Genomic DNA, 24,009 nt, shown 5'->3' with positions numbered 1-24,009 from the left:
ATGATAATCTGCTATTCTGGAAATATACTTCACACTCTTAGAGTGAGATAGATGCTCGACCGGCTGACCAGCCTGGAAGTCTTCGCCAAGGTGGCGGCGAACGGCAGCCTCTCCGGCGCGGCCCGCGCCCTGGGCCTGTCGCAGACCATGGTCACCAAGCATGTGGCGTCGCTGGAGGCGCGGCTCGGCATCAAACTGTTCCATCGCACCACACGGCGGCTGTCGATCACCGAGGCCGGTCGCCTTTATCTGGAATCCTCCGAGCGGATCCTCGCCGACATGGAGACCGCCGACGCTGCGGTCGCGCGCGAGCGCGTCGAGCCGCGCGGGCTGTTGCGGGTCAACGTGCCCGTGGTGTTCGGCACACGGCAGATCGCGCCACTGATTGCAGAGTTCTCGGAACGCCATCCCGAGGTCACGATCGAGCTCGGGCTCAATGATCGCCTGGTCGACCTCGCCGAGGAGGGCTGGGACCTTGCGATCCGCATCGGCAAGTTGCGCGATTCCAGCATGGTGGCGCGGCGGCTCGCGCGGAACCGCCTGCTGGTCTGCGCCGCGCCTTCATATCTAGCGAAGCACGGCACACCGCGCAGCGTGGCCGACCTCGCTGCGCATAATTGTCTCGGCTACACGCTCACGCAGCAAGGCAGCGCTGCGGAATGGCCGTTCGGCGTCGACGGCGAGATCCGCATCCAGATCAGCGGTACCTTGCGCGCCAACAATGGCGATGCGCTGCGCGCGGCGACGCTGGCCGGCCTTGGTATTTCACGACAGCCGACCTTCATCATCGCCGATGATTTGCGCGCCGGCACGCTGGTCGCGCTTCCGCTCGACCAGCCGGAGATCCAGTCCTCCGCGGTGCATGCGGTCTACCTGCCCGACCGCCGGCCGCCGGCCAAGGTGCGCGCCTTCATCGATTTTCTCGCCGCGCGCTTTGCGCCGGATCCGCCCTGGGATCGCGGACTGTTCTGACGCCACAGCGTGACGCATCAGCTCCGGCAGACCTCCTGCCCCATTTTGCCGCACGTCGTAGCGTGAGATAGCGCACAGACAGAGTCATGGCGGACGACTAGAAAAGGTGACATCCTCGCGCATTGCCGATGGAGGTGACATTATGCGCCGTCCAATCCTTCGTAATTTATTCCTTGCCTCCAGCCTTCTAGCGCTCACGCAATTGATGACGCCGACAGACGCTGCGGCCGAAGCGCGGCTGGCGCTGGTGATCGGCCAATCGGCCTATCGCACGGTGCCGGAACTGCCCAACGCCGCCAACGATGCCAAGGGCATGGCGGAGCTGCTCGGCAATGCCGGCTTCACCGTCACCGCAGCGCCCGATTTGGCGCAGAGCGAGATGCGTCAGGCGATCTCTGACTTTGCCGGCAAAGTCAGCGCCAGCGGCGCCGACACCATCGCGCTGGTGTTTTATGCCGGCCACGGCCTCCAGATCGACGGCGAGAACTATCTCGTGCCGGTCGACCTCGACCCCAAGCGCGAGGCCGACATTCCACTCCAGGGCGTGCGGCTCAACGATCTCCTCAATACGCTCGGCGCGCTGCCGACACGCGCGCGCATCTTCATGCTCGATGCCTGCCGCAACAATCCGTTCCCGGCGCTGAGCGGCGCCGGCCACGGACTTGCGATCGTCGACACCAAGGCCGGCGCACAGGGTACCTTCATCTCCTATTCGACCTCGCCCGGCGCGGAAGCCGAGGACGGCTCCGGCGTCGATAGCCCCTACACCACCGCAGCGCTGACGGTTGCGAAGCAACCGAACGTCCCGATCGAGGAAGTGTTCAAGCGAATCCGCATTGCGGTGGCGCAATCGACCGACGGACGGCAGATCCCCTGGGAGAGCTCGTCGCTGACGACCGACTTCAAATTCTTCGGCGACAGCAGCGGCCAGCAGCCGCCTGCTCCGGGCGCAGGCTCGATGGCGCTCGCCAGCGCCACCCGCAGCGTCGAGGACTGGCGCAAGGATTTGCAGGGCAAGGACGCGAAGGTTGCCTACGACCTCGTCATCGCCGATGACACCGTTCCTGCATATCAAGCTTATGTCGAGTTGTACGCGCAGGCCACCTACACGCCGCGCCTACGCTCGATCCTGGAGCGCCGGCGCCAGATGCTCGCGTGGGATCGCGCGGTCGCGATCAATACCCGCGCCTCCTTCGAGGCCTATCTCGCCAACTGGGACAACAGCGACCTCGCGGCGACCGCGCGCAAATTGCTGCTCCGCGTGCAGAACCGCAACTATGTCTTGCCGGTCGCGGCTGCTGCGGTCCCTGCTCCGATCGCCGTCGCGCTGGCGCCGACCTGCCCGTGCTCGACGCCCACGACCCCGGCCTCGCCGATCAATCCGACGGTTGCGCCGATCATCAAGAAGCGCGTCGACGACACGCCGCCGAAGCGCAAGGTGGTTGATACGCCGCCCAAGCGCCGGCCGCCGCCTGACGAAACGGTCGTCGAGCGCGCGCCGCCGCAGGACCGCGGCCCGCCGCCAGCCGCCGTGATGCAAGGCATCGGCATCGGTATTGGCCTCGGCATGGGCATGGGCGGTGGTGGCGGCCGCGGCGGTGGCGGAGAGATGGGACACGGCGACTACGGCCGCAGCAGATACTGACACTGCCGCACCACGATAGGCACTGATGTCCGCAAGCCTTGCTTGCGGACATTTCTGTTGATGGCGCCACGCCTGCGCGGTCTCCCACCTTCTAGGCCGGAAATGCTGTAGTCTGGTCGGCCGACGCACGCTTCCGGGGACATCACGTCAATGCCGCAAAACGCACACGCCAAAGGATCATGGCCCGTCTTCCGGTCGCTCGCGTCCTATTCCCTGCCCGGCGACCTGATGGCGGGACTGACGCTGGCGGCGATCGCCATCCCCGAGCAGATGGCGACCGCACGGCTCGGCGGCTTCGCGCCACAGATCGGCTTCTTCGCGTTCATGGCGGGCTCGCTCGGCTTTGCGCTGCTCGGCGGCAACCGTTTTCTGTCCTGCGGCGCGGACTCCACGATCACGCCGATCTTCGCCGGCGGGCTTGCAGCGCTGGCTGCCGCCGGCTCGCCCGAGTACCAGGGATTTGCGATCGCGCTGGCGCTGATGGTCGGCGCGATGATGCTCGCCGGCGGCGCCTTCCGACTCGGCGGCATCGCCAATCTCCTGTCGGTGCCGATCATGGTCGGCTTTCTCGCCGGCATCTCCGTCCACATCATCGTATCGCAATTGCCGGGCGTGCTGGGACTGGAGTCGCCAAGCGGGCCGACACTCGATCGCATCGGGGTGCTCGCAACCGAGCTTGGCCGGACCAATCCGCTGACGTTCTGCATCGGCTTCGGCGTACTCGCCGTGGTCTTCATCTCCGAGAAGATCAGCGCAAAAATTCCCGGCGCGCTGATCGGGCTTGTCGCCGCAACGCTGGCCGTGATCTGGCTTGGCCTCGAGAGCAAGGGCGTCAACGTCGTCGGCGTGGTGCCGGGCACGCTGCCGCGACCGACCTTGCCCGATCTCGCGCCGGAGCAATGGGTGCGCCTGGTGCCGCTCGCCTTCGTGGTCACCATCGTCGTGATGGTACAGACCGCCGCGACCACGCGGTCGTTTCCGTCAGATCCCGACAAGCCCGCCGATGTCGATCGTGATTTCCTCGGCGCGGGCGCCGGCAGCGTGCTGGCCGGCCTGTTCGGCGCTTTTCCGGTCAATGCGAGCCCGCCGCGAACGGGCATCGTCGCCGAGACCGGCGGCCAATCGCAGCTCGCAGGCCTCGCGGCGGCACTCATTGTGCTGGCACTGCTCGCGTTCGGCACGGGACTGTTGCGGCACGTGCCGGATGCCGCACTTGGCGGCATCTTGCTGTTCGTCGCGCTGCGCATCATCCGCATGAAGCAGATCGTCACGATCTATCGGCAATCCCCGAGCGAGTTCCTGCTGATCATCGCGACCGCCGCACTGATCATCGTCCTGCCGATCCAGCAAGGCGCGTTCCTCGGCATCGTGCTGTCGCTGCTGCACGGCATCTGGAGCACGACGCGCGCCAGAATCGTCGAGTTCGAGCGCGTGCCGGGCACCACGATCTGGTGGCCGGCCCATCCGCACATCACCGGCGAGCGCATCGCCGGCATCGCCGTGATCGGGCTCCAGGCGCCGCTGTCGTTCCTCAATGCGCCCGGCTTCCGCAGCGACGTGACCAAGGTTCTCACGACATCCACGCCGCAACTGCTGGTGCTGGAGGCGAGCGGCATGGTCGAAATCGACTTCACCGCCGCGCAGATTTTGCTCGACGTCTTCAAGGCGTGCAACGAGCAGGGCGTCACCGTCGCGCTGGCGCGGCTGGAATCGGTGCGGGCGCAGGACGCATTCGAGCGATTCAAGCTGTTCGATGTGCTGCCGAAGGACCACGTCTTCCACAGCGTGGACGAGGCCGTGCGCAAGCTGGCGAAATAACGGCGTCAGGTTGTTGTTTTGAGCATGATCTTTTCGAAAAACCGCTCCACACTTTTCCGGATCATGCTCTACGCCAGCGCGGGATAATCGCGCTGTATCGTTTCGCGGATCCAGCTGGCATGGATCGCACGACACAGGATCTGCGCGGTCTTGAGGTCGTTCGCTTTCATGCAGAGATCGACGATGCGATGCACCGCGTCGTCGCGCATCAATCCGTCGGAGATCTTCATCGCGATTTCCATCGCGACCTTCGCCGCGCGTTCATAGCGCTCGCTGTCGCCCTTGTCGTTGCGCGAAAAACCTGTCGCACTCGCGGCCGCGGCGTCACAGATCGCGCGAATGCGCTCAGCCGCCTCGATGTCGCCGAGCGGCCATTCTATCGTTTCGTCCCAGATGTCCTGTCGCGTCTTGCGCGCGAACCACCGCATTGCCCGCTCCGTGGTGACGGAACGAGCATAAACGGCAGCGGCGCTGTGCGCTACGCCTCCGGCACGATCTTGCCGGGGTTGAAGATGTTTTGCGGATCGAGTGCCTTTTTCAGCGCACGCATCGCGTCGAGCGCCTCGGGCCCGAGCTCGGCCTTGAGATATTTCTGCTTGCCCTGGCCGACGCCGTGTTCGCCGGTGCAGGTGCCGTCCATCGCCTGCGCGCGTTCGACCAGGCGATGCATGAACTCCTCGCCGCGCGCCATCTCGTCGGCATCATTGGTGTCACAGACCAGCGAACAGTGGAAATTGCCATCGCCGACATGGCCGACAATGGGCGACAACAGGTTGAGCCGCTTGAGGTCTTCCTCGGTCTCGCCGACGCATTCGGCCAGGCGCGAGATCGGCACGCAGACGTCGGTTGCGACCACGCCGATGCTGTCGCCGGGCCGCAGCGCCTTCACCGACCAGTATGCATCGTGGCGCGCCTGCCACAGTTTTGTGCGATCCTCTGGCTTGGTGGTCCAGGAGAAATCGCCGCCGCCGTATTCCTTCGCGATTTCGCCGAACGCCTTGGACTGCTCGGCGACCTCGATCTCGCTGCCGTGGAATTCCATCAGCAGCAGCGGCGTCTCCGGCAGCGTCAGCTTCGAATAGGCGTTGCAGGCTCTCACCTGCGCGGCATTGAGCAGCTCGATGCGCGCGACGGGAATGCCGGTCTGGATCGCCAGGATCACGGCCTGACACGCCCCGTGCACGGTCTCGAACGACACCGCGCCGGCCGCAATGGTCTCGGGGATGCCACGCAAGCGGATAGTCAATTCCGAGATGATGCCGAGCGTGCCTTCGGCACCGACGAAGAGATGTGTCAGGTCGTAGCCGGCGGATGATTTCTTGGCGCGCGTGCCGGTGGTGATGATCTCGCCGTCGCCGCGCACGACCTTCAGGGCGATCACGCTGTCGCGCATGGTGCCGTAGCGCACCGCATTGGTGCCGGAGGCGCGGGTCGAGGCCATGCCGCCGAGCGAAGCGTCCGCGCCGGGATCGATTGGGAAGAACAGGCCCTGGTCGCGCAGATGCTCGTTCAGCGCCTTGCGGGTCACGCCGGGCTGGATCACGCAGTCGAGGTCCTCGGCATGCACGGCGAGCACCTTGTTCATGTCGCGCAGGTCGATGCAGATGCCGCCCGCGGGCGCGTTGACCTGGCCTTCAAGCGAGGTGCCGGTGCCGAAGGCGATGACGGGCACGCCATTCTTGGCGCAGATCCGCACCACATCCTGGATGTCGGCGGTGTCCTGCGCCATCACCACGCCGTCCGGCGGCTGGTTGACGAGCCATGTCGTGGTGTGGCCGTGCTGTTCGCGCACGGCCTGCGAGGTGATGAGGCGGTTGCCGAAGCGTGCGGCAAGCTGCTCCAGCGCGCTTGCGAGGGCTTTCGGCGCCGGCTTCGGCGGATTATTGGTGATGGTCGTACCCACGGACATTCCTCCCGACGAGAAGAAACCGTGGCAAAGGACATCTCACCGGTCAAGTCAAGCGACCGGACGCATAGGTAGGGAATGAGACATGTCGGAGACCGTCGCTGCGCCCAAAGCCGAGCCGTTCCGCGGCTCGATCATGCAGATCGAACCGCAATGGATCGATTATAACGGCCATCTCAACATGGCCTATTACAACGTGATGTTCGACCGGGCCATCGACGAGTTCTGGCTCGAACTCGGAATCGGTCCCACTTACAAGAAGGAGCGCCACGGCTCGACCTTCACCGCCGAATGCCATGTCCGCTATTTGCGCGAAATCCACCTCGGCGATCCCGTGCAGATTTTGGTGTGGCTGCTGGAGGCCGACGACAAGCGGCTGCATACGTTCGAGGAAATGAGGCACGGGACGGAAGGCTGGCTCTCGGCCACTTCCGAGAACATGTCGCTGCACATGGACATGAAGGCGCGGCGCGTTGCGGCGTTTCCGCCTGATATCCAGCAGCGCATCGCAGGGATCGCCAAGATCCACAGCACCTTGGCCCGGCCCGAGGGCATCGGCCGCAACGTGGCGATGCCCTCGAAGCGGTAGTGCATGATCCGGAAAAGTGTGAAGCGGTTTTCCGGTAAGATCATGCACCAATCAGACCGCGCTAGATCCTGCGGCCGCGGGCGAGGCCGACCACGGCCGAGACCAGGAACAGCACCACAGCGACGAAGAAGATGATCTTGGCGATTTCGATCGACGCGCCGGCGAGGCCGCCAAAGCCCAAAATGCCGGCGATCAGGGCGATAACCAGAAACGTCACAACCCAGCTAAGCATGGTCCGAACCTCTGTTTGAATGACTGTCTGCGATCGGCGCGGCTGGCGCGCCTCACTTGCCCAAACAATCTCCAACGCGGAACAATGGTTCCTGCCCGCTGAAGCCGGAAATTCGCACGTCCAGCAGGAACAAATCGGTCTTCCGCGTACGTGGAAAACCCCTCGCCGCGCCCCCATATAGGCAACAATCCCTGTTATGAAGGCTCCCTTCCACCACCCCGCGGTGCCATCGTGGGGCCAATGATTCGCATGACCGAGCCGAGCAAGATCACGCCCCAGAACGTCTCCGACCACCAGCCGGCAGCCGGCGGCATTGCCGCGCGTGCGCGCGCCTCGGTGGGACCGAAATATCTCGCCGGGCTCAATCTCGAGCAGCGCGACGCCGTGGAGACACTGGATGGCCCGGTTCTGGTGCTGGCCGGCGCCGGCACCGGCAAGACCCGCGTGCTGACCACGCGTATCGCCCATATCCTGAGCCAGGGCCGTGCCCGCCCCGCCGAGATCCTGTCGGTGACCTTCACCAACAAGGCCGCGCGCGAGATGAAGCACCGGCTCGGCCAGATGCTCGGCCAGGCCGTCGAGGGCATGCCGTGGCTCGGCACCTTCCACTCGATCGGCGGCCGCATCCTGCGCACGCATGCAGAGCTGGCGCAGCTCAAATCGAATTTCACCGTGCTCGACGTCGACGACCAGGTGCGGCTGCTGAAGCAGCTCCTGCAAGCCGACAACATCGACGACAAGCGCTGGCCGGCGCGCATGCTGGCCGGGCTGATCGACGGCTGGAAGAACCGCGGCCTGACGCCGTCGCAGGTGCCGGCCGGCGAAGCCGCCGTCTTCGCCAACGGCAAGGGCGGCAAGCTCTATGCGAGCTACCAGGAGCGGCTGAAGATCCTCAACGCGGCCGATTTCGGCGATCTGCTGCTCGAAGACATCCGCATTTTCCGCGAGCACCCGGATGTCCTCCGGCAGTACCAGCAGCGCTTCAAATACATCCTGGTCGACGAATATCAGGACACCAACGTCGCGCAATATCTGTGGCTGCGGCTGTTGTCGCAGGCGCCGTCGGCTTCTTCCTTCGCTTCTCCCCGCTTGCGGGGAGAGGCCGACGCACGAAGTGCGGCGGGTGAGGGGGACTCTCCCAGCACCGCGCTCGTGGAGACTCCCCCTCTCCCCGCAAGCGGGGCGAGGGAGCAGACACCACACGTCAAAAATATCTGCTGCGTCGGCGACGACGATCAGTCGATCTATGGCTGGCGCGGCGCGGAGGTCGACAACATCCTGCGCTTCGACCACGATTTTCCCGGCGCCAAGGTCATCCGCCTCGAGCGCAACTACCGCTCGACCGGCCACATCCTGGCCACCGCCTCGCATCTGATCGCGCACAATGAAGGCCGGCTCGGCAAGACGCTGCGCACCGAGGACCAGGACGGCGAGAAGGTCACGGTCACCGGCTCCTGGGATTCGGAAGAGGAAGCCCGTGGCATCGGCGAGGAGATCGAGCAGATCCAGCGTCAGGGCGACAAGCTCAACGAGATCGCGATCCTCGTGCGGGCCTCCTACCAGATGCGTGAGTTCGAAGACCGCTTCGTCACCCTCGGCCTGCCCTATCGCGTGATCGGCGGCCCGCGCTTCTATGAGCGCGCCGAAGTCCGTGACGCGCTGGCTTATCTGCGCGTCATCAATTCGCCCGCCGACGATCTCGCCTTCGAGCGCATCGTCAACACGCCCAAGAGGGGCTTGGGCGATGCCACCGTGCAGATGCTGCATGATCACGCCCGCAAGCGCCGCATTCCCTTGTTCGAGGCGGCACGCGCCGTGGTCGACACCGACGAATTGAAGCCGAAGGCGCGGGGGTCCTTGCGCGACCTGGTCGCCCAGTTCGACCGCTGGCGCGCCCAGCGCGAGGTCACCGCGCACACTGATCTGGCCCAGATCGTGCTCGACGAGAGCGGCTATACCGAGATGTGGCAGAAGGACCGCTCGGCCGATGCGGCGGGCCGGCTGGAGAATTTGAAAGAGCTCGTGCGCTCGATGGAGGAGTTCGAGAACCTGCAAGGATTCCTCGAGCACATCTCGCTGGTGATGGACCGCGACAGCGGGGCCAACGAGGACGCGGTGTCGCTGATGACACTGCATTCGGCCAAGGGGCTCGAATTCGACAACGTGTTCCTGCCCGGCTGGGAAGAAGGCCTGTTCCCGAGCCAGCGCACGCTGGACGAACAGGGCCGCGCGGGCCTCGAGGAAGAGCGCCGGCTTGGTCATGTCGGCCTGACCCGCGCGAGGCGCCGCGCCAAAATCTATTTTGCGACCAACCGGCGCATCCACGGCACCTGGACAACCACGATCCCGTCGCGCTTCCTCGACGAATTGCCGGCGGCCAATGTCGAGATCACGGAATCCAAAGGCGGCTCGGCCTGGGGCGGCACCGGCGGCTACGGCGCCTCGCGCTTCGACGACATGGAGGCGTTCGGGTCGACCTATTCGACCCCGGGCTGGCAGCGTGCCCAGGCCAACCGCAACCGGGGCCAAGCGAATGGACAAGGCCGCAATGGCGGCGGCGGTCGTAGTGGCTTCGAGGAAGAGGCCTCGTCGTTTTCGTCAGCGTCGTCCTCGCCCGATTTCGGCAGCTTCTCGTCGCGCCGCCGCGGGCCGATGACGATCGAGGGCGAGCTGGTCGCCAAATCTACCGGCACGACCTCGGAATTCTCGCTCGCCGACCGCGTCTTCCACCAGAAATTCGGCTACGGCCGCGTCACCAAGATCGACGGCAACAAGCTCACCATCGCCTTCGACAAAGCCGGCGAGAAGAAGGTGGTCGACAGCTTTGTTCAGCGGGCGTGAGCGCATCGCGCCCCGCTCACTTAACTCCGCTTGCTACAATCCAGGCTCAGGACTCATTAGAATTGGCCGCGGAGATGTTCGTTGGCGGATTCAAGAGATTTCCCTTCCGTGACGCTGCCCATAACTTAAGTGCAACCAGCGCCGGACGCAGAGCCAATCCTTCCTCTGTCAGAGCATACTCCACCTTGGGAGGCACTTCAGAGTAAACCTTGCGGACAACGACGCCGTCCCCTTCCAGATCACGGAGTTGCTGGATCAACATCTTTTGAGAGACGCCAGGAATTGCGCGACGCAGTTCCGAAAACCGGAGCACCGGCGCGCGAAAAAGATGGAATAGGATGAGTGCTTTCCATCGGCCTTCAAGCACCTTCAAGGCGTCCTCGATCTCGGCTGTGGAACATATCTGCGAAGAGCTTTGGGAAATTTTGGCCATAGTTACCTAAGGGTGTGTATTGCACTTTGTGGTGCGTTCTTGCGCTTTGAATACCACGCTCCCTATTCTCCGCGGAAGCAGTTCGGCCCTTATGGCGGGCATTTGGACACGAGAACTGGTGCCGGCCGTCAGGCTCGCGCCCGAAGCATCGCGAGGGATAGATCATGAATGTGGTGGCCGTAGTTACGGGAGGCAGCCGGGGAGCGGGCAAGGGTATCGCCATCGCACTTGGACGGTCCGGCGCAACCGTATATGTGACAGGACGCAGCCAGACGCCGGATGACTCGCCCTATGGCGGCACAGTGGCGGAGACGGCGACGCTTGTCAGCGAAGCCGGCGGCAAGGGCATCCCGATGTGCATCGATCATTCCAATGACGAGGCCGTAGCAGAGTTGTTCGCTCGGGTCGGACGCGATCATGGCCGTCTCGACTTGCTCGTCAACAACGCGGTGAAGGCGGTCGGGCTGACACTGCCCGGAGGGTTCTGGGAGAAGCCGTTGGAGGCGGCCGATCTGATAATGATCGGGCTGCGATCGCATTTCGTGGCCAGCTTCTATGCAGCACCCTTGTTGATTGCGAACGGCCGTGGGCTGATCGTCAATACGGGGCATTATGGGGCAGTCGCTTATTATCACAGCCCCGTCTATGGTGCGCAGAAGGCGGGCGCCGACAAGATGGCGGCGGACATGGCGAAGGAGTTGCGTCCCCACAACGTCGCCGCCGTCTCGATCTGGATGGGTGGCCTCGATACTGAACGCGCCCGTGCGTACATCGCCAGCTTGCCGCCCGAAGCGAGACCGACGGCCAAGCGGGAATCGCCGCAGTTCACGGGCCGGGTCATAGCAGCCCTCTACGCGTCCGGCGATCTCATGCACTATTCGGGCAGGGCCTTGATCGGTGCCGAACTGGGCGCGCAGTTCGGCATCACCGACATCGACGGCAGCACTCCGCTCTCGCTGCGATACAGGTTGGGCGGGCCGCCGGAACTCCACGCCAGCCTGCGGTGATGCGGTTGGGAATCAGCCGGTAGGCCCGCGCGCACGCCACGGAGTGAGGACTGTTCGCCGCACTCGTCGGACTCTCGACAGTTCTGGCCCGAACGCCCCTTGACCATCGCGAACTTCCCCGTATCAGATGCAGCCATGGTCCGGGGCTCCATCACATTGATCGTGCTTGCATTGGGGATGCCGTCGCTTGCGACGGCGGAGACCATGAGCTTTGGCGATTCGCTCGGGCTGCTGGCCAAGAGTTGCGGCGCGGAAATCGTCGCCAATTGCCGCGGCGTCAATCCGGACTCGACCCGGCTGAAGGAATGCCTGTCCCGCAACCGGGATGTGCTGTCGCCGCAATGCCAGACCGACTACCTCACGGCCTTCGACGCCATCCTGAAGCGGGTGGCCGCCCGCGTCACGGTCGCGAACGTCTGCCAGCGCGAGATCGTCAAGGTCTGCGGCGGCTCGACCAAGGAGACCAGCAAGTCGATCCCCTGCCTGGTCTCGACACCGAAGGGCATCAGCAACAACTGCCTGAAGGCCGTCGACGACGCGGGATACCGATGATGCGCGCAACCGGGCTCACCACCGCCGGAATTGGCATCGCGCTGGGCCTAGGTCTGCTCGCGGGCACCGCGGGCGCGCAGACGGCGCCGACCCGTGACGACATCGTCGGCAAGCTCAATCATTTCGAGGAGGCCGCCGAGGTCGACATCCCTGCGCTGAAGCAGCAGGTGATGGAGCGGGCCAAGGCCAGGATCAAGAACGATCCGGGTCCGGTGAACCGGCCACCGATCGCGCCCGACCTCGCCAAGCTGCCCGCCTTCAACGCGCAGATCCAGTTCGACGCCGACACGCCGATCATCCAGCCGGACTCCTACCAGACCGTCGGCCGGCTCGCGGACGCGCTGGTTCACGCCTCGCTGCTGCCCTACACATTCCTGATCGTCGGCCATGTTGAATCCAATGCGAAGACACGAGAGGCCAATGCGATCCTGAGCCAGCGCCGGGCGGACGCGATCCGCGACGTGCTGGTGAACACCTTCAAGATCTCGACCAAGCGGCTCCAGCCGATCGGCCTCGGCGAGGAACAGTTCCTCGACCGCGCCAAGCCGACCTCGGCGGTCAACGGCCAGTTGCAAATCCTGACCTTTGCCAAGGTGCCCGAAGAACAGCCTGCGCACCCGGCTGCGGCGCCCGCGCCTGCGACGAAAAAGCCCGCCAAGAAGCACTGAGCGCACGCGCTTCGCCACCCGACGGAACCTGTTGAAGTCCTGACTGTTTTGTGACCCGTCTCACAGCGCGACAGCGCGGTTTTGTGCGACAAGAGCGCAGGTTTGTGCAGTGCCCGCTCCGGTGCTATAGCCTCTGTTCGTCCTTCCCCGACCCCGTGCTGCATGAGACCAAGATGGCTGGCTATTTTCAACGCCAACTGGCCGATTATGTCGAATACCACCGCGATCCCTGGAACTGCGCGATGCATGTGGTCGGTATTCTCCTGCTCTTCACCGGCGCAACGCTGCCGCTGACGCTGGTCCATTTCCCGGTGTTCGGGGTCGAGGTGAGCCTGGCGGCGATTTTGGCCCTGCCAGTGCTGGTATACTGGCTGATGCTGGACGCCGGGATTGGCCTCGGCATCCTCGCGGCGATGATTGTGCTTCTTTCGGTCGCAACCGCGATCGGCAATCAGGTCTCGATTGCCATGATGTGGTCGATTTTTGCGGTGCTGATCGGGTTTGGCGTCGCATCGCAGATCGTCGGCCACAGGGTGTTTGAGGAGCGGCAGCCGTCAATGGTCGACCACCCCACTCATTTCCTGCTGGGACCGATGTTCGTCATGGCGAAATTATTCATTGCACTGGGTTTTCGTCGCGACCTTGCCGCGATTCTCGCGCCTCTTCCGACCAACTCCCTTTCAACCCGATAGCTTGCTAGAAGCGGAACAGCAAAACCTTCTTCATGAATCTCGTACTGGTTACCGGTGGCAGTGGTTTCATCGGACAGCATCTCGTCGAAGCGCTCCGCGCCCGTGGGCAGCGGGTACGTGTTCTCGATGTCCGGCCGCCGGCCGCGGCCAACGGGGACGTTGAATATGTGCACGGCTCGGTGCTGGATGGCGCCGCGGTCGATGCCGCGCTTGCCGGCGTCGATCAGGTCTATCATCTCGCCGGCCTGCCCGGCATGTGGGTCGCCGACAAGCAGGCCTTTCACGATGTCAATTACCGCGGCACCGAGGTCGTGCTGGCAGCCGCGATGAAGCGCAGCGTCTCGCGCTTCCTGCACTGCTCGACGGAATCGATCCTGTTCCCCTATTCGAACCTCAACGGTGTTGCCGCCGAGGAGGCGCTCCAGCCGGCCGACGCGATGCCCGGCGCCTATACGCGGTCGAAGTCGCTCGCCGAGCACCACGCCGCGAAGGCTGCGGCTGCGGGCTTCCCGCTCGTCATCGGCACGCCGACCATGCCGATCGGACCTGCCGACCACAATCTGACGCCGCCGACGGCGATGCTGTGGTACTTCCTCCAGAAGAAGGTGCAGCCGCATCTCGACTTCCTGGTCAACCTCGTCGACGTCCGCGACGTCGCCATGGGCCTGGTGCTGACGATGGAGCGCGGCCGCATCGGCCAGCGCTACATCCTCGGCGGCGATTGCGTCAGGCTTGGCCAGATCTTGCGGATGATGTCCGCGATGAGCGGACGGCGGCAGTATCCCGTCGTCGTTCCCGGCAAGATCGCCGAACTCTCCGCCATCATGCTCGAATCGATCTCCGATCGCATTACGCGCCGGCCGCCCAACGGCACCGCCGAGGGCGTGCGCATTGCGCTTGCCGCAAGCGATCTCTCGATCGGCAAGGCGCGCACCGAGCTCGGCTATGCGCCGCGCCCGATCGAACCCGTGCTGCGCGAAACCATCACCCATCTGCTCGCCTGCGGCGGCGAGCCAGCCTCCGGCGCCATCGAGCATCACGCGCTCTCTTCGCGCGCGAGCTGAGCCGCCGCCCAACCCAAAGAACCTTTCCGCATGTCCTTTGATTTCAGCAAGCTTCTCTCTGTCGCCTGGGGTGGTTGGACCACGACCTGGCCGACCGAACTCCTGGCCCTGATCTGGCTAGCCTTTCTCGCCAGCTGGGTGGGCGCCTCGTTCTGGCAGGGGCGGACCAAGAAGCAGGTCATGACGCTCGAGTCGCAGCGCTATCGCCTGCCGATCCTGGTCGGCGGCATCCTGTACACGCCGTGGATTGCGGAGATCCTGGGCTGGAAGCCGCTCTGGGTGCTCGGCAACACCGGCATCACCATCGCCGCGGTTCTCTCGATCGCCGGCATCGCCTTCGCCTGGTGGGGCCGGCTGCACCTCGGAAAATTCTGGTCCAACACCATCACCCACAAGGAAGACCACCGCGTCATCGACACCGGCCCCTACGGCATCGTGCGTCACCCGATCTACACCGGACTGATCTTCGGCATGCTCGTCACCGGCATCGCGATTGGCGCCGTCACGACGATCCTCGGCGCCATCCTGATCTCGCTCGGCATGTGGCAGAAGGGCCGGATGGAAGAGGTGTTCCTGTCCAAGGAGCTCGGCGAAGACGCCTACGGCGACTATTGCCGCCGCGTCCCGATGATCATTCCGTTTTTGTCGCCGCGCTGACGGGCGGGGTACTTCCTGCAACAACACCGCTGCTGATCCCGTCATCCTGAGGTGCGAGGTTTGCGATGCGAATGCATCGTGAGCCGAGCCTCGAAGGATGCACGGCCGAGATGCAGCCGGGCCGTCCATCCTTCGAGGCTCCCCATGTGGCGCGCTGCGCCCCATGGCTCGGCACCTCAGGATGACGGTGATGGACTCGCATCCTTGCCATGCAAATTCGGCGGGCTGCCATCTGCGCACACGCTAAACGGCCCGATCCGAGCCGCGCAGGTTGACCTTTTTACCGCTACCAAGTTGGATGCGCGCGCAAAACGGCACGACGACATTCCATCCTCGATCTGGAGAGGTCGACGATCCGGTCTGAGCCCGCGCGGGGCTTTGGACGATTCGTCGTTGCACAGTGCCGCAGGTTCGACAGGGGATTTTCATGACCTTTTCCAGCATCTTTGCGCAGTTCGTCGCGTTCGTCGGCGGCATCGCGCTGCAATGGCGAAAGCTGTCGGGCACCGCGCCCGCGCCCGCCTGGGGCCAGGCGCCGTCGATTCCCGAAGCGAAGCCGCAAGGCGCGCTGCCGACGTTGAAGATGCCGACCGCGCGAGGCTGGAGCGAAGGGCAGAAGCCGACGGTCGCGCCCGGACTCAAGGTCAATGCGTTCGCGGCCGGCCTCGACCATCCGCGCTGGATCGAGGTGCTGCCCAACGGCGACGTGCTGATCGCGGAAGCAACCCAGATCGCAGGTGCCCCGAGATCGGTGTTTCACTATGCGATGCAGGCGACGATGCGGCGCGCCGCAGCCCTCGGCGTCAGCGCCAACCGCATCACGCTGCTCCGCGACAAGGACGGTGACGGCGTCGCCGAAGTGCGCGGCGCCTTCATGGAAAACCTCAGCCAGCCGTTCGGCATGGCGCTGATCGGCGATACCTTCTATGTCGGCAACACCGACGGCGTGATGGCCTTTCCCTATGTCGCCAATGCCGACCGCATCACCGCGGCTGGCAAAAGGCTCACCACATTCAAACCGAGCGGCCACTGGACACGCAGTCTGCTCGCGAGCCCCGACGGCAAGAAGCTCTATGCCGGCGTCGGCTCGCTCAGCAATATCGCCGAGATGGGGATGGAGGTCGAGGAAGGCCGCGCCGCGGTCTATGAGCTCGACCTCGTCGCCGGCACGCATCGCATCTTCGGCGCTGGCCTGCGCAATCCCGTTGGTCTTGCCTGGGAGCCAACTACGGGTGTGCTCTGGACCGTCGTCAACGAGCGCGATGGTCTCGGCGACGAGACGCCGCCGGACTATCTCACCTCAGTGCGCGACGGCGGCTTCTACGGCTGGCCCTATTGCTATTGGGGCAAGACGGTGGACGATCGCGTGCCGCAGGATCCGACACTGGTCGCCAAGGCGCTGACGCCTGACTATGCGCTCGGCGGCCACACCGCTTCGCTCGGCCTGTGCTGGATGCCCGCGGGGACGCTGCCTGGTTTCCCCGACGGCATGGTGATCGGCCAGCACGGCTCGTGGAATCGCAGCACACTGTCCGGCTACAAGCTGGTGTTCATTCCGTTCGAGAACGGCAAGCCCTCGGGCCCCGGTCGCGACATCCTGTCGGGCTTCCTGTCCCCGGACGAGAAGGAATCCTACGGCCGCCCGGTTGGCGTCGTGATCGGCCCCGACAAGAAGTCGCTGCTGATGGCCGACGACGTCGGCAACGTGATCTGGCGTGTCACCGGCGCGTAAGAATTACGTTCCCACACACAACGTGGCGCGCTGCTTGCGCAGCAGCGCGATCACGGACAGCGCCGTGATCAGCCCCGTCTTGGGATTTTCGGACGGGATGTTCTCAATCGACATCGAGAAGCGCGCCGAATCCGCCTCGACCTCGATGCGGTGAACGTTGCGCGTCACGGTCGGGTCGGCCCAGATCTGGACGGACGTGCGATCCGGCCCGACGCCCGCGAGCGACAGCGCCACCGCGACGTTGAGATTGGCCGGAAAGCCCTTCGCGGCCTCGCGCGCGGTGCCCTCGAACAGCTTGAGCGGCTCGCGCAGATTGTCGATGTCGATGTTGTTCTGGACGATGAAGGGCGCGCCCTTCAGCCCATCGATCGGTTTGCGCGTCACCATCTTCACCGAATGGATGGTGCCGATGGCAGCAGCGTTGACGGCATCGAGCCCGATCAGCGCCCCCGTCGGCACGATGATGCGGCCGCCATTGGCGCGGGCCAGATCGACGAGATCAAAATTGTCGAGCAGCCCGCCGACGCTAACGACGACCGCGGCCTTGCCGCGCTTCACCGCGGGCTCGACGATCGCACGCAGCTGGCTGCTCGGCGCGCATTCGACCACGATGTCGGCAGCATCGCCGAGCTGGTCGATCGGCACGATTTGCGGCGAGCGGCGCAGGCTGCTGAGGAAAGTCTGATGCTTGGCGGGATCGCGCACGGCCACCGCCGACAGCGTCAAGCCTTCGATGCCCTGATCGAGCGCGGTCGCGATCTTGCCGCCGATCGAGCCCAGGCCCGCGATGGCCACCCGCAATTCGTTTGAAGCCTTATGTCCAGTCATCGCATCCCGCTTTCTTGCCAAGCCCATGTCATAGCGCCTCACGCCTCCCGCGCATAGCTGCGGAGGCGCGCCTCGAGCACCAACAGCATCGCATCGCGGGCCGGGTCACGCGAGCCGCGCAGCCATGCCGCAGCGAGAGGCAGCCGGCCGACGGGGCCGCTCTGCTTCGGCCGGAGCGGCACGAAGCGCACGCCGGAGACCGCCATCCGCGTAGTCCAGCGCGGCACGATCGCAGCGCCGAGCTTCGTAGCCACCAGATGGATGATGGTCTGCTTTTCGTCGGCGACCTGCACGATGCGCGGCGTCAGGCCAGCCTGCTCGAACAGTTTGATCGTGAGGTCGTGGCTGTGCGGCCGCGAGCGGCGGTCCGGCACCAGCATCGGCTCGTCGGCGATCTCGGCCAGCGTGATGGACGTGCGCGCGGCGAGCGCGTGGCGCTGCGGGAACGCCACGATCGCAGTCTCCTGAAGCAGATGGCGGAATTCGAGCCGCTTGTCGGGGCGGTCCGGCGGTCGGACGAAGGCGAGATCGAGCGCGCCGGTCAGGATCTTCGGCAGCAGCCGGATGGTCTTGTCCTCCAGAAGCTGCACCGCGACCTCCGGATGCTTGGCGCGGAAGTCGCGCAGGAGCGGCGGCAACAGGCCAGCCGCCGCACTGTCGATCGCGCCGACACGCAGCCGGCGTGCGGCGCCTGCGCGCGAGCGGTTGCGTAAATTGCTCTCGACCGCCTCGACACGGGAGAGGATGGCGCGGGCGTCGCGCAAGAGCGTGGCACCGTCCTCGGTGAGCGACACCGCGCGCGTCGTCCGCGCGAACAGCCGCGTTCCAAGATCTTCCTCGAGGAGCCTGATCTGGCGGCCGAGCGCGGAAGGCAGCATCTGGAGATGCTGCGCCGCCCGGCCGAAATGCAGCTGCTCGGCCGCCGCCACGAAGCATCGGAGCTGATGCAATTCCATTCGGTCCCCTCGTCTCGCTTTGCGATGATTATATCATTTTTTTGTATAAACCAGCGCCAATTGAGTCCGCCTGCCGCCTCCGCCTAGGCTTAGTGCCACACAACGAAAAATCGGGACTCTGGGGAGGCCAAGGTGGCGAGCGAGATTCAGACACGCGTGCTGCGCAAGATCACCTGGCGCATCGTTCCTTTCATCATGCTGCTCTACTTCGTGGCCTTCATCGACCGCGTCAATATCGGCTTCGCCTCGCTGACGATGAACAAGGACATCGGCCTGTCGCCCACGGTCTACGGATTTGGCGCCGGCATTTTCTTCTGGGGCTATTTCCTGTTCGAGGTGCCCTCCAACATCATCCTGCACAAGGTCGGTGCGCGGATCTGGATCGCGCGGGTGATGATCACCTGGGGGATCGTCTCGGCCGCGATGGTCTTCGTGCAGGGCCCGACCAGCTTTTACGTGCTGCGCTTCCTGCTCGGCGTCGCGGAGGCCGGCTTCTTTCCCGGCATCATCCTCTATCTCTCCTACTGGTTCCCGGCGCGCCAGCGCGCCGCGGTGACGGCGCTGTTCATGGCCGCAGCACCGCTCTCGACCGTGCTGGGCTCGCCGGTCTCCGGTGCGCTGCTGGAGATGGACGGCCTGTTCGGCTTCAAGGGCTGGCAATGGTTGTTCGTGCTGGAAGCAGTGCCGGCCGTGCTGCTCGGCTTCGTCGTGCTGGCATTCCTGACCGACCGGCCCGAGAAGGCGAGATGGCTCGCGGACGACGAGCGCCGATGGTTGGTCGAGGAGATGAATGCAGAGACCACCAGCAAGGCCGCGACCGCGAGCCATGGCATCTGGCGCGGCCTCGCCGATCCGCGCGTGCTGGCGCTGTCGCTGATCTATTTCGGCACCTCGGCCGGCCTCTACACGCTCGGTGTCTGGGCGCCGCAGATCATCAAGCAGTTTGGCCTGTCCACGCTCCAGGTCGGCTTCCTCAATGCGCTGCCGGCAACCGCAGCGGTCGTCGCCATGGTGCTGTGGGCGCGGCATTCGGACCGCACCGGCGAGCGCACATGGCATGTGGTGTGGGCCTGCCTGATCGCTGCGGCCGGGCTCGCCTATGCCGGCCTTGCGACCGGCGTGGTCACGGTGCTGATCGCGCTCACGCTCGTCAACATCGGCATCTCCTCTGCCAAACCGCCGCTCTGGAGCATGCCAACCCTGTTCCTGTCCGGCCCTGCGGCCGCGGCCGGCATCGCCACCATCAACTCGATCGGCAATCTCGGCGGCTTTGTCGGGCCGGCCATGATCGGCTGGATCAAGGACCAGACCGGCAGCTTTGTCGGCGGGCTTTACTTCGTCGCTGGCCTGCTCGTTCTCTCCGCGGTCCTCACCCTGCTATTGTCGCGCGCGCAGACCGCGCGCGTCGAACCCGTCACGCAAACTCATTGATATCTGAAACGGAGCACTCTCATGCGCACGCATTCGATCGCAGCAATTCCAGCCGACGGTATCGGCCCCGAGGTCATCTCAGCCGGTATCCGTGTGCTGGAGGCGCTCGCAAAGCGCAGCGGCGACATCGCTTTCAACATCAAGACCTTCGACTGGGGCTCGGACTATTACAAGAAGCACGGCGTGATGATGCCGGCGGATGGCCTCACCGAACTGAAGAAGTTCGACGCGATCTATTTCGGCGCGGTCGGCGCGCCCGACGTGCCCGATCACATCACGCTGTGGGGCCTGCGGCTACCGATCTGCCAGGGCTTTGATCAATACGCCAATGTGCGGCCGACCAAGATTTTGCCAGGCGTCGTCTCGCCGCTGCGCAATGTCGGCGTCGGCGATCTCGACTGGGTGATCGTGCGCGAGAATTCCGAAGGCGAATATGCCGGCATGGGCGGCCGCGCGCATCGCGGCCTGCCGGAAGAGGTCGGCACCGAAGTCGCGGTGTTCACCCGCGTCGGCGTCACCCGCATCATGCGCTATGCATTCAAGCTGGCGCAGTCGCGGCCGCGCAAATTCCTGACCGTGGTGACCAAGTCGAACGCACAGCGCCACGGCATGGTGATGTGGGACGAGATCGCAGCCGAGGTCGCGGCTGAATTCCCCGATGTCACCTGGGACAAGATGCTGGTCGACGCCATGACGGTGCGCATGACGCTGCATCCGAAGAGCCTCGACACCATCGTTGCGACCAATCTGCACGCTGACATCCTTTCCGATCTCGCCGGCGCGCTCGCGGGAAGCCTCGGCGTCGCGCCGACCGGCAACATCGATCCAGAGCGCCGCTTCCCCTCGATGTTCGAGCCGATCCACGGCTCGGCCTTTGGCATCACCGGCAAGGGCATCGCCAATCCGGTCGCAACATTCTGGACCGGCGCGCAGATGCTCGAGCATCTCGGCGAGAAGGACGCCGCGGTGCGGCTGATGGCGGCCGTCGAGCGCGTCTGCGCGGCCGGCGTACTGACGCCCGATGTCGGCGGAAGTGCTACGACGAAGGAAGTGACGGACGCCGTGATCGACGCGATCAATGGGTCGAACGTCTGAGAAAAATTACCTCCGGGCCGGCGGCGTCGCCATCGCGGCAGCCGGCTCGGGTGGCGTCAAATGCCGCGGAACGATGATGGTCTGGCCGGGGGTAAGCGGCGCGTTCTCCGGCAGCGAGTTGCTCTGCGCGAGCGACCACAGCGGCACGCGATTGGCGGCCGCGATGCTCTCCATGGTGTCGCCCCGGCGTACCGGCAGCCGCACGCCGCTATCCCACAATTCGACCAGCGTATCCCCGGGCACGAGATAGCGCAGCGGCACGGCATCAGCCTGGGTCTGCGCCTGGATGCGCGGCAGCTGCGTCACCATCTCGATGATCTGGCGATGGATGTCGTCCGACTTTTCGATGTTGATGTGACTGACGCGCGGGTTCTCTTTCAGGTCGTAGCTAGCGTAGTGGCCGCGGAAGCCCGGCACCGCCACCACGTTGCCGCCGCCGAGCACGCTGTCGGAGAGGTAGATGTTGATGAAGCGCTCGACATTGAGCGGCACGTCATCGGTCGCGTGCGCGGGATCGATGGTGATGACGAGGCTGATCGGAATGTTTTCCTTGGCCGCCATCTCGGAGATGATCACCGAGCATAGCCCGCCCATGGAATGGCCGATCAACACGATCGGCGCCGGCGTTTCCTTGTAGCTCGCGATGGCGCGGCTGCCGATCCATCGGCAGATGGTGAATTCGTTGACGTCGGCGGAGAAGCCGGCCTGTGTCAGCTTCTCGCTGAGCCGGTCCATGCCGGTCGAGAAGATCGGCCCCATCGCGCCACGGAACAGGTAGATTTTCGGCGGCGGCAGCGGCTCGGCCGGAGGGGGCGGCGGCGCGACGGTCGGGATCGCAGCCGGCTTCGACTTGGCGGGCGAGCCTGCGGCCATGTCGGGGTTCAAGGCGAGCAGCGCAACCGCTGCCAGCACCACAAGTCGCCTTGGATCAATCATCAAGTCCCGCAGTCCCACCACAGGAGGCACAGGCCTCCCCCGCGGGGCTTAGTGACCACCGATTTGGCGTATTTTGGGGCACGGAACCGGGCCCGATGACGCCCGTCAGCGGGGACGCTCTTTCCGACCCTCCCGGCATCGTGGCCTCACTTGAACGGAACCAATGATTTGGCTTCGCAGGCGTCAGAAATCACCGAGCTCTGGATTCCCTTGTAGTCGTCATTGTCGAAAAAGACCGAATAGGCGGGCCGTCCGCCCGCCGAGGGACCTGTCTGCCTCAGGCAGACGAAATACGATCCCGGCCCGTGATCGGTGTGGCGGACGGCGGATGCCGCGAGGCTTCCGGTCAGCTTGGCTTCGGCGGTGGCCTTCTTGACACCCTCCTGCACCGCTTTGGCACTCGGCGGGCGCGGGGGATGATAGGCAGGAGGGAGATTCGCGCTCGACGCGCATCCCGCCAATAGCAGCGTCAAGACAACTGCCAAAGCTCGCGGTGATTTGCGGCGGCCGAAGGCAAGTGCCCGGCGACCACGCCGCGTCAACCCATATCGTGATTGCATTGCTTCCCCTCGGCGTCGCGTTCGAAGCGCGCCTCACCCCTGGGTCAGCAAGAGATAGAGACAGCCCGCGGCGGTCGGCAGAAACGCGACCAGGGCCGTCATCCAGAAGCCGGGCTCGAGGAGCGACTCCTGGCCATCCTTCTCGCCGGCTACGCGCCGATCCGCATTCGTCCGGCTCCATGCCTCATCGGCCGTGAATAGGGGAATGGCCTCCGCGCTCGCACGAATATCGGCACGCGCTGCGCTTTGGCGCAGAGCACGTTGGAAAGGGCGAGTTGTTCCGGATGTCAGCATGTCATCTACTCTAAACGGCTACGAATATGTTGAGCTTGGACGTGACGGCGGCCACGTCACTGTGTGAGCGTTTGGCCTGAAGGCACTTCGGGCGCCGGTGGCGCGGCCGGAGTGTTGGTCGAACTTTCCTTGGCACCTGAATCCGTCCAGCCTGGCGGCAGGCCGAGCTTCTCCCCCGCAAAGCCCGTCACGCCTGGAAACCGTCCGAACGCCTCGCACGCGACATATTTGGGCGCGCCGCCGAACCGCACGGAAATGCTTTCGATCGGGGGCAGCGCAGGGATGCCACCAAACGGAGAGTCTCCAGTCGTCACCAGCTTGGCGAAGTCGGCGCCGAAATCGGCGGCGAGATCGTAGGCATCGCCCTCGTTGGCGACCCGCGCAGAGTTCGTGATGGAATTGGCGCTGCGCGCCCAGACCATGGCCGCCTTCTGAAATCCGGCGAAATCGCGCGCTTCCGCCTCGACCGACAGGCTGCCAAGCCCGACCGGAAGCCTTGGCACCGGCACAGGCACGCCGGGAAGCGCAACGGTCTTCGCAATCGACAGGGCTTGCGATGCGCCGGAGGCGGTCGGGCTGGTCGCTGTGGCATGCGTCACCGTCGCCTGCACCGTGAGGTCGGCGTCGTCATCGGCGGCCACGATGCGGAAGCGCTCGCTCAGGCGGAGACACAGCTCGCGGCTGATGGCATTCGCGACCAGGCGCCGCTCCTTTTCGTTCAGCGCAACGTCGGTGCGCGCGGGAAAGACGGTCGAGGCGATCCGGACCGTCTTGGCCGCCAGCACGTCCTTCTTGTTCACGCGGATCTGCGATCGCGTCACCAGCCCGTTGGCGTCCGTCATCCGGTCGTAGCTCCTGAGGGAGCCGGCCCGTTCGAGCGGCGCGGCCGCGCACCCACCGAGCGCAAGCGTGACAGACATCAGGGCCGCCCGTTGAAAGCGCATGGTCCCACTCACGCCTGGATAATTTATTAGAGAGGTTTCTCTAACAATCATTCTCACGCCCCTTGCTACCCGTCAACATAAATAGATGGAACTCTCTAATTTTGATTTTCTCGTGGCGGACCGTCGTGCTAAATGGGGCGATCAGGGAAGGGAGACG

24 protein-coding genes are annotated in these 24,009 nt (G+C 64.8%); 14 read left to right on the top strand and 10 right to left on the bottom strand.

All coding sequences use genetic code 11. The features are described from left to right. The first annotated feature begins 51 nt into the window (after nucleotides 1–51). The 3 genes from UB31_RS20505 (at nucleotide 52) to UB31_RS20495 (ending at nucleotide 4,435) form a co-directional block, all read left to right on the top strand. Nucleotides 52–972, top strand: a complete 921-nt coding sequence (locus UB31_RS20505) for a LysR family transcriptional regulator (protein WP_045006178.1) — start codon at nucleotides 52–54, stop codon at nucleotides 970–972. Between the two features lie 142 nt (nucleotides 973–1,114). Beyond that, nucleotides 1,115–2,617: a caspase family protein gene (locus tag UB31_RS20500; protein ID WP_045006177.1), complete on the top strand. Its 1,503-nt coding sequence runs from the start codon at nucleotides 1,115–1,117 to the stop codon at nucleotides 2,615–2,617. A 150-nt stretch (nucleotides 2,618–2,767) separates the two neighbouring features. Then, nucleotides 2,768–4,435: a SulP family inorganic anion transporter gene (locus UB31_RS20495; RefSeq protein WP_045012201.1), complete on the top strand. Its 1,668-nt coding sequence runs from the start codon at nucleotides 2,768–2,770 to the stop codon at nucleotides 4,433–4,435. Nucleotides 4,436–4,503: 68 nt separating this feature from the next. Here UB31_RS20495 and UB31_RS20490 read toward each other — a convergent pair whose 3' ends face one another. Then, nucleotides 4,504–4,863: a hypothetical protein gene (locus UB31_RS20490; RefSeq protein ID WP_045006175.1), complete on the bottom strand. Its 360-nt coding sequence runs from the start codon at nucleotides 4,861–4,863 to the stop codon at nucleotides 4,504–4,506. A 50-nt stretch (nucleotides 4,864–4,913) separates the two neighbouring features. Continuing rightward, nucleotides 4,914–6,338 carry an FAD-binding oxidoreductase gene (locus tag UB31_RS20485; RefSeq protein WP_045006283.1) on the bottom strand — a complete coding sequence of 475 codons (1,425 nt, stop codon included), beginning with the start codon at nucleotides 6,336–6,338 and terminating at the stop codon, nucleotides 4,914–4,916. Between the two features lie 88 nt (nucleotides 6,339–6,426). Here UB31_RS20485 and UB31_RS20480 point away from each other — a divergent pair, with 88 nt between their 5' ends. Further along, nucleotides 6,427–6,930: a thioesterase family protein gene (locus tag UB31_RS20480; RefSeq protein WP_045006174.1), complete on the top strand. Its 504-nt coding sequence runs from the start codon at nucleotides 6,427–6,429 to the stop codon at nucleotides 6,928–6,930. A 61-nt stretch (nucleotides 6,931–6,991) separates the two neighbouring features. Here UB31_RS20480 and UB31_RS40530 read toward each other — a convergent pair whose 3' ends face one another. Beyond that, nucleotides 6,992–7,162: a DUF1328 domain-containing protein gene (locus tag UB31_RS40530; RefSeq protein WP_045006173.1), complete on the bottom strand. Its 171-nt coding sequence runs from the start codon at nucleotides 7,160–7,162 to the stop codon at nucleotides 6,992–6,994. 240 nt (nucleotides 7,163–7,402) lie between these two features. Between UB31_RS40530 and UB31_RS20470 the strand changes: the two genes are divergently transcribed. Beyond that, complete coding sequence (locus UB31_RS20470) at nucleotides 7,403–10,003, top strand: ATP-dependent helicase (protein WP_045012200.1); 2,601 nt, start codon at nucleotides 7,403–7,405, stop codon at nucleotides 10,001–10,003. Between the two features lie 46 nt (nucleotides 10,004–10,049). Here UB31_RS20470 and UB31_RS20465 read toward each other — a convergent pair whose 3' ends face one another. Further along, the gene (locus UB31_RS20465) at nucleotides 10,050–10,436 is read right to left on the bottom strand and encodes a winged helix-turn-helix transcriptional regulator (RefSeq protein WP_045006171.1); all 387 of its coding nucleotides are present in this window, start codon (nucleotides 10,434–10,436) and stop codon (nucleotides 10,050–10,052) included. A gap of 164 nt (nucleotides 10,437–10,600) precedes the next feature. Between UB31_RS20465 and UB31_RS20460 the strand changes: the two genes are divergently transcribed. The 7 genes from UB31_RS20460 (at nucleotide 10,601) to UB31_RS20430 (ending at nucleotide 16,808) form a co-directional block, all read left to right on the top strand. After that, nucleotides 10,601–11,443 carry an SDR family NAD(P)-dependent oxidoreductase gene (locus tag UB31_RS20460; RefSeq protein ID WP_045006170.1) on the top strand — a complete coding sequence of 281 codons (843 nt, stop codon included), beginning with the start codon at nucleotides 10,601–10,603 and terminating at the stop codon, nucleotides 11,441–11,443. A gap of 135 nt (nucleotides 11,444–11,578) precedes the next feature. Next, nucleotides 11,579–11,995 (top strand): hypothetical protein, encoded by a 417-nt coding sequence (locus tag UB31_RS42225; RefSeq protein WP_045006169.1) that lies wholly within the window; start codon nucleotides 11,579–11,581, stop codon nucleotides 11,993–11,995. Next, on the top strand, nucleotides 11,995–12,663 hold the full coding sequence (locus UB31_RS42220) for an OmpA family protein (protein ID WP_045012254.1): 669 nt from the start codon (nucleotides 11,995–11,997) through the stop codon (nucleotides 12,661–12,663). Before UB31_RS42225 ends, UB31_RS42220 begins: the two co-directional genes overlap by 1 nt. 173 nt (nucleotides 12,664–12,836) lie before the next feature. Further along, complete coding sequence (locus UB31_RS20445; RefSeq protein ID WP_045006280.1) at nucleotides 12,837–13,355, top strand: Mpo1 family 2-hydroxy fatty acid dioxygenase; 519 nt, start codon at nucleotides 12,837–12,839, stop codon at nucleotides 13,353–13,355. Nucleotides 13,356–13,387: 32 nt separating this feature from the next. Next, a complete protein-coding gene (locus UB31_RS20440) occupies nucleotides 13,388–14,419 on the top strand; it encodes an NAD-dependent epimerase/dehydratase family protein (protein ID WP_045012199.1) in 1,032 nt (343 codons plus the stop codon). A 30-nt stretch (nucleotides 14,420–14,449) separates the two neighbouring features. Next, the gene (locus tag UB31_RS20435; protein ID WP_045012198.1) at nucleotides 14,450–15,076 is read left to right on the top strand and encodes a methyltransferase family protein; all 627 of its coding nucleotides are present in this window, start codon (nucleotides 14,450–14,452) and stop codon (nucleotides 15,074–15,076) included. 427 nt (nucleotides 15,077–15,503) lie between these two features. Beyond that, complete coding sequence (locus UB31_RS20430) at nucleotides 15,504–16,808, top strand: PQQ-dependent sugar dehydrogenase (RefSeq protein ID WP_045012197.1); 1,305 nt, start codon at nucleotides 15,504–15,506, stop codon at nucleotides 16,806–16,808. A 3-nt stretch (nucleotides 16,809–16,811) separates the two neighbouring features. Here UB31_RS20430 and UB31_RS20425 read toward each other — a convergent pair whose 3' ends face one another. Together UB31_RS20425 and UB31_RS20420 are read right to left on the bottom strand one after the other, a co-directional pair. Continuing rightward, the gene (locus UB31_RS20425; RefSeq protein WP_045012196.1) at nucleotides 16,812–17,636 is read right to left on the bottom strand and encodes an aspartate dehydrogenase; all 825 of its coding nucleotides are present in this window, start codon (nucleotides 17,634–17,636) and stop codon (nucleotides 16,812–16,814) included. A gap of 38 nt (nucleotides 17,637–17,674) precedes the next feature. Beyond that, nucleotides 17,675–18,592 carry a LysR family transcriptional regulator gene (locus UB31_RS20420; protein ID WP_045012195.1) on the bottom strand — a complete coding sequence of 306 codons (918 nt, stop codon included), beginning with the start codon at nucleotides 18,590–18,592 and terminating at the stop codon, nucleotides 17,675–17,677. A gap of 132 nt (nucleotides 18,593–18,724) precedes the next feature. Between UB31_RS20420 and UB31_RS20415 the strand changes: the two genes are divergently transcribed. Next, nucleotides 18,725–20,023, top strand: coding sequence for an MFS transporter (locus tag UB31_RS20415; RefSeq protein WP_045012194.1), 1,299 nt, complete (start codon nucleotides 18,725–18,727; stop codon nucleotides 20,021–20,023). A 21-nt stretch (nucleotides 20,024–20,044) separates the two neighbouring features. Then, entirely contained in the window at nucleotides 20,045–21,118 is a 1,074-nt protein-coding gene (locus UB31_RS20410) for a tartrate dehydrogenase (protein WP_045012193.1), read from the top strand. A gap of 6 nt (nucleotides 21,119–21,124) precedes the next feature. Here UB31_RS20410 and UB31_RS20405 read toward each other — a convergent pair whose 3' ends face one another. The 4 genes from UB31_RS20405 to UB31_RS20390 form a co-directional block, all read right to left on the bottom strand. Further along, nucleotides 21,125–22,054: a LysM peptidoglycan-binding domain-containing protein gene (locus UB31_RS20405; protein WP_045012192.1), complete on the bottom strand. Its 930-nt coding sequence runs from the start codon at nucleotides 22,052–22,054 to the stop codon at nucleotides 21,125–21,127. 146 nt (nucleotides 22,055–22,200) lie between these two features. Continuing rightward, on the bottom strand, nucleotides 22,201–22,443 hold the full coding sequence (locus UB31_RS20400) for a hypothetical protein (protein ID WP_245306029.1): 243 nt from the start codon (nucleotides 22,441–22,443) through the stop codon (nucleotides 22,201–22,203). A 204-nt stretch (nucleotides 22,444–22,647) separates the two neighbouring features. After that, on the bottom strand, nucleotides 22,648–22,908 hold the full coding sequence (locus UB31_RS20395; RefSeq protein WP_045006160.1) for a hypothetical protein: 261 nt from the start codon (nucleotides 22,906–22,908) through the stop codon (nucleotides 22,648–22,650). Nucleotides 22,909–22,964: 56 nt separating this feature from the next. Then, nucleotides 22,965–23,828 carry a DUF3313 domain-containing protein gene (locus UB31_RS20390; protein ID WP_045006279.1) on the bottom strand — a complete coding sequence of 288 codons (864 nt, stop codon included), beginning with the start codon at nucleotides 23,826–23,828 and terminating at the stop codon, nucleotides 22,965–22,967. Nucleotides 23,829–24,009: the final 181 nt, after the last annotated feature.

This window comes from Bradyrhizobium sp. LTSP849 (assembly GCF_000938255.1).
Lineage (GTDB): Bacteria > Pseudomonadota > Alphaproteobacteria > Rhizobiales > Xanthobacteraceae > Bradyrhizobium.
Note: the sequence above shows the minus strand (reverse complement) of the source record. Positions and strands in the feature narration are given on the sequence as shown.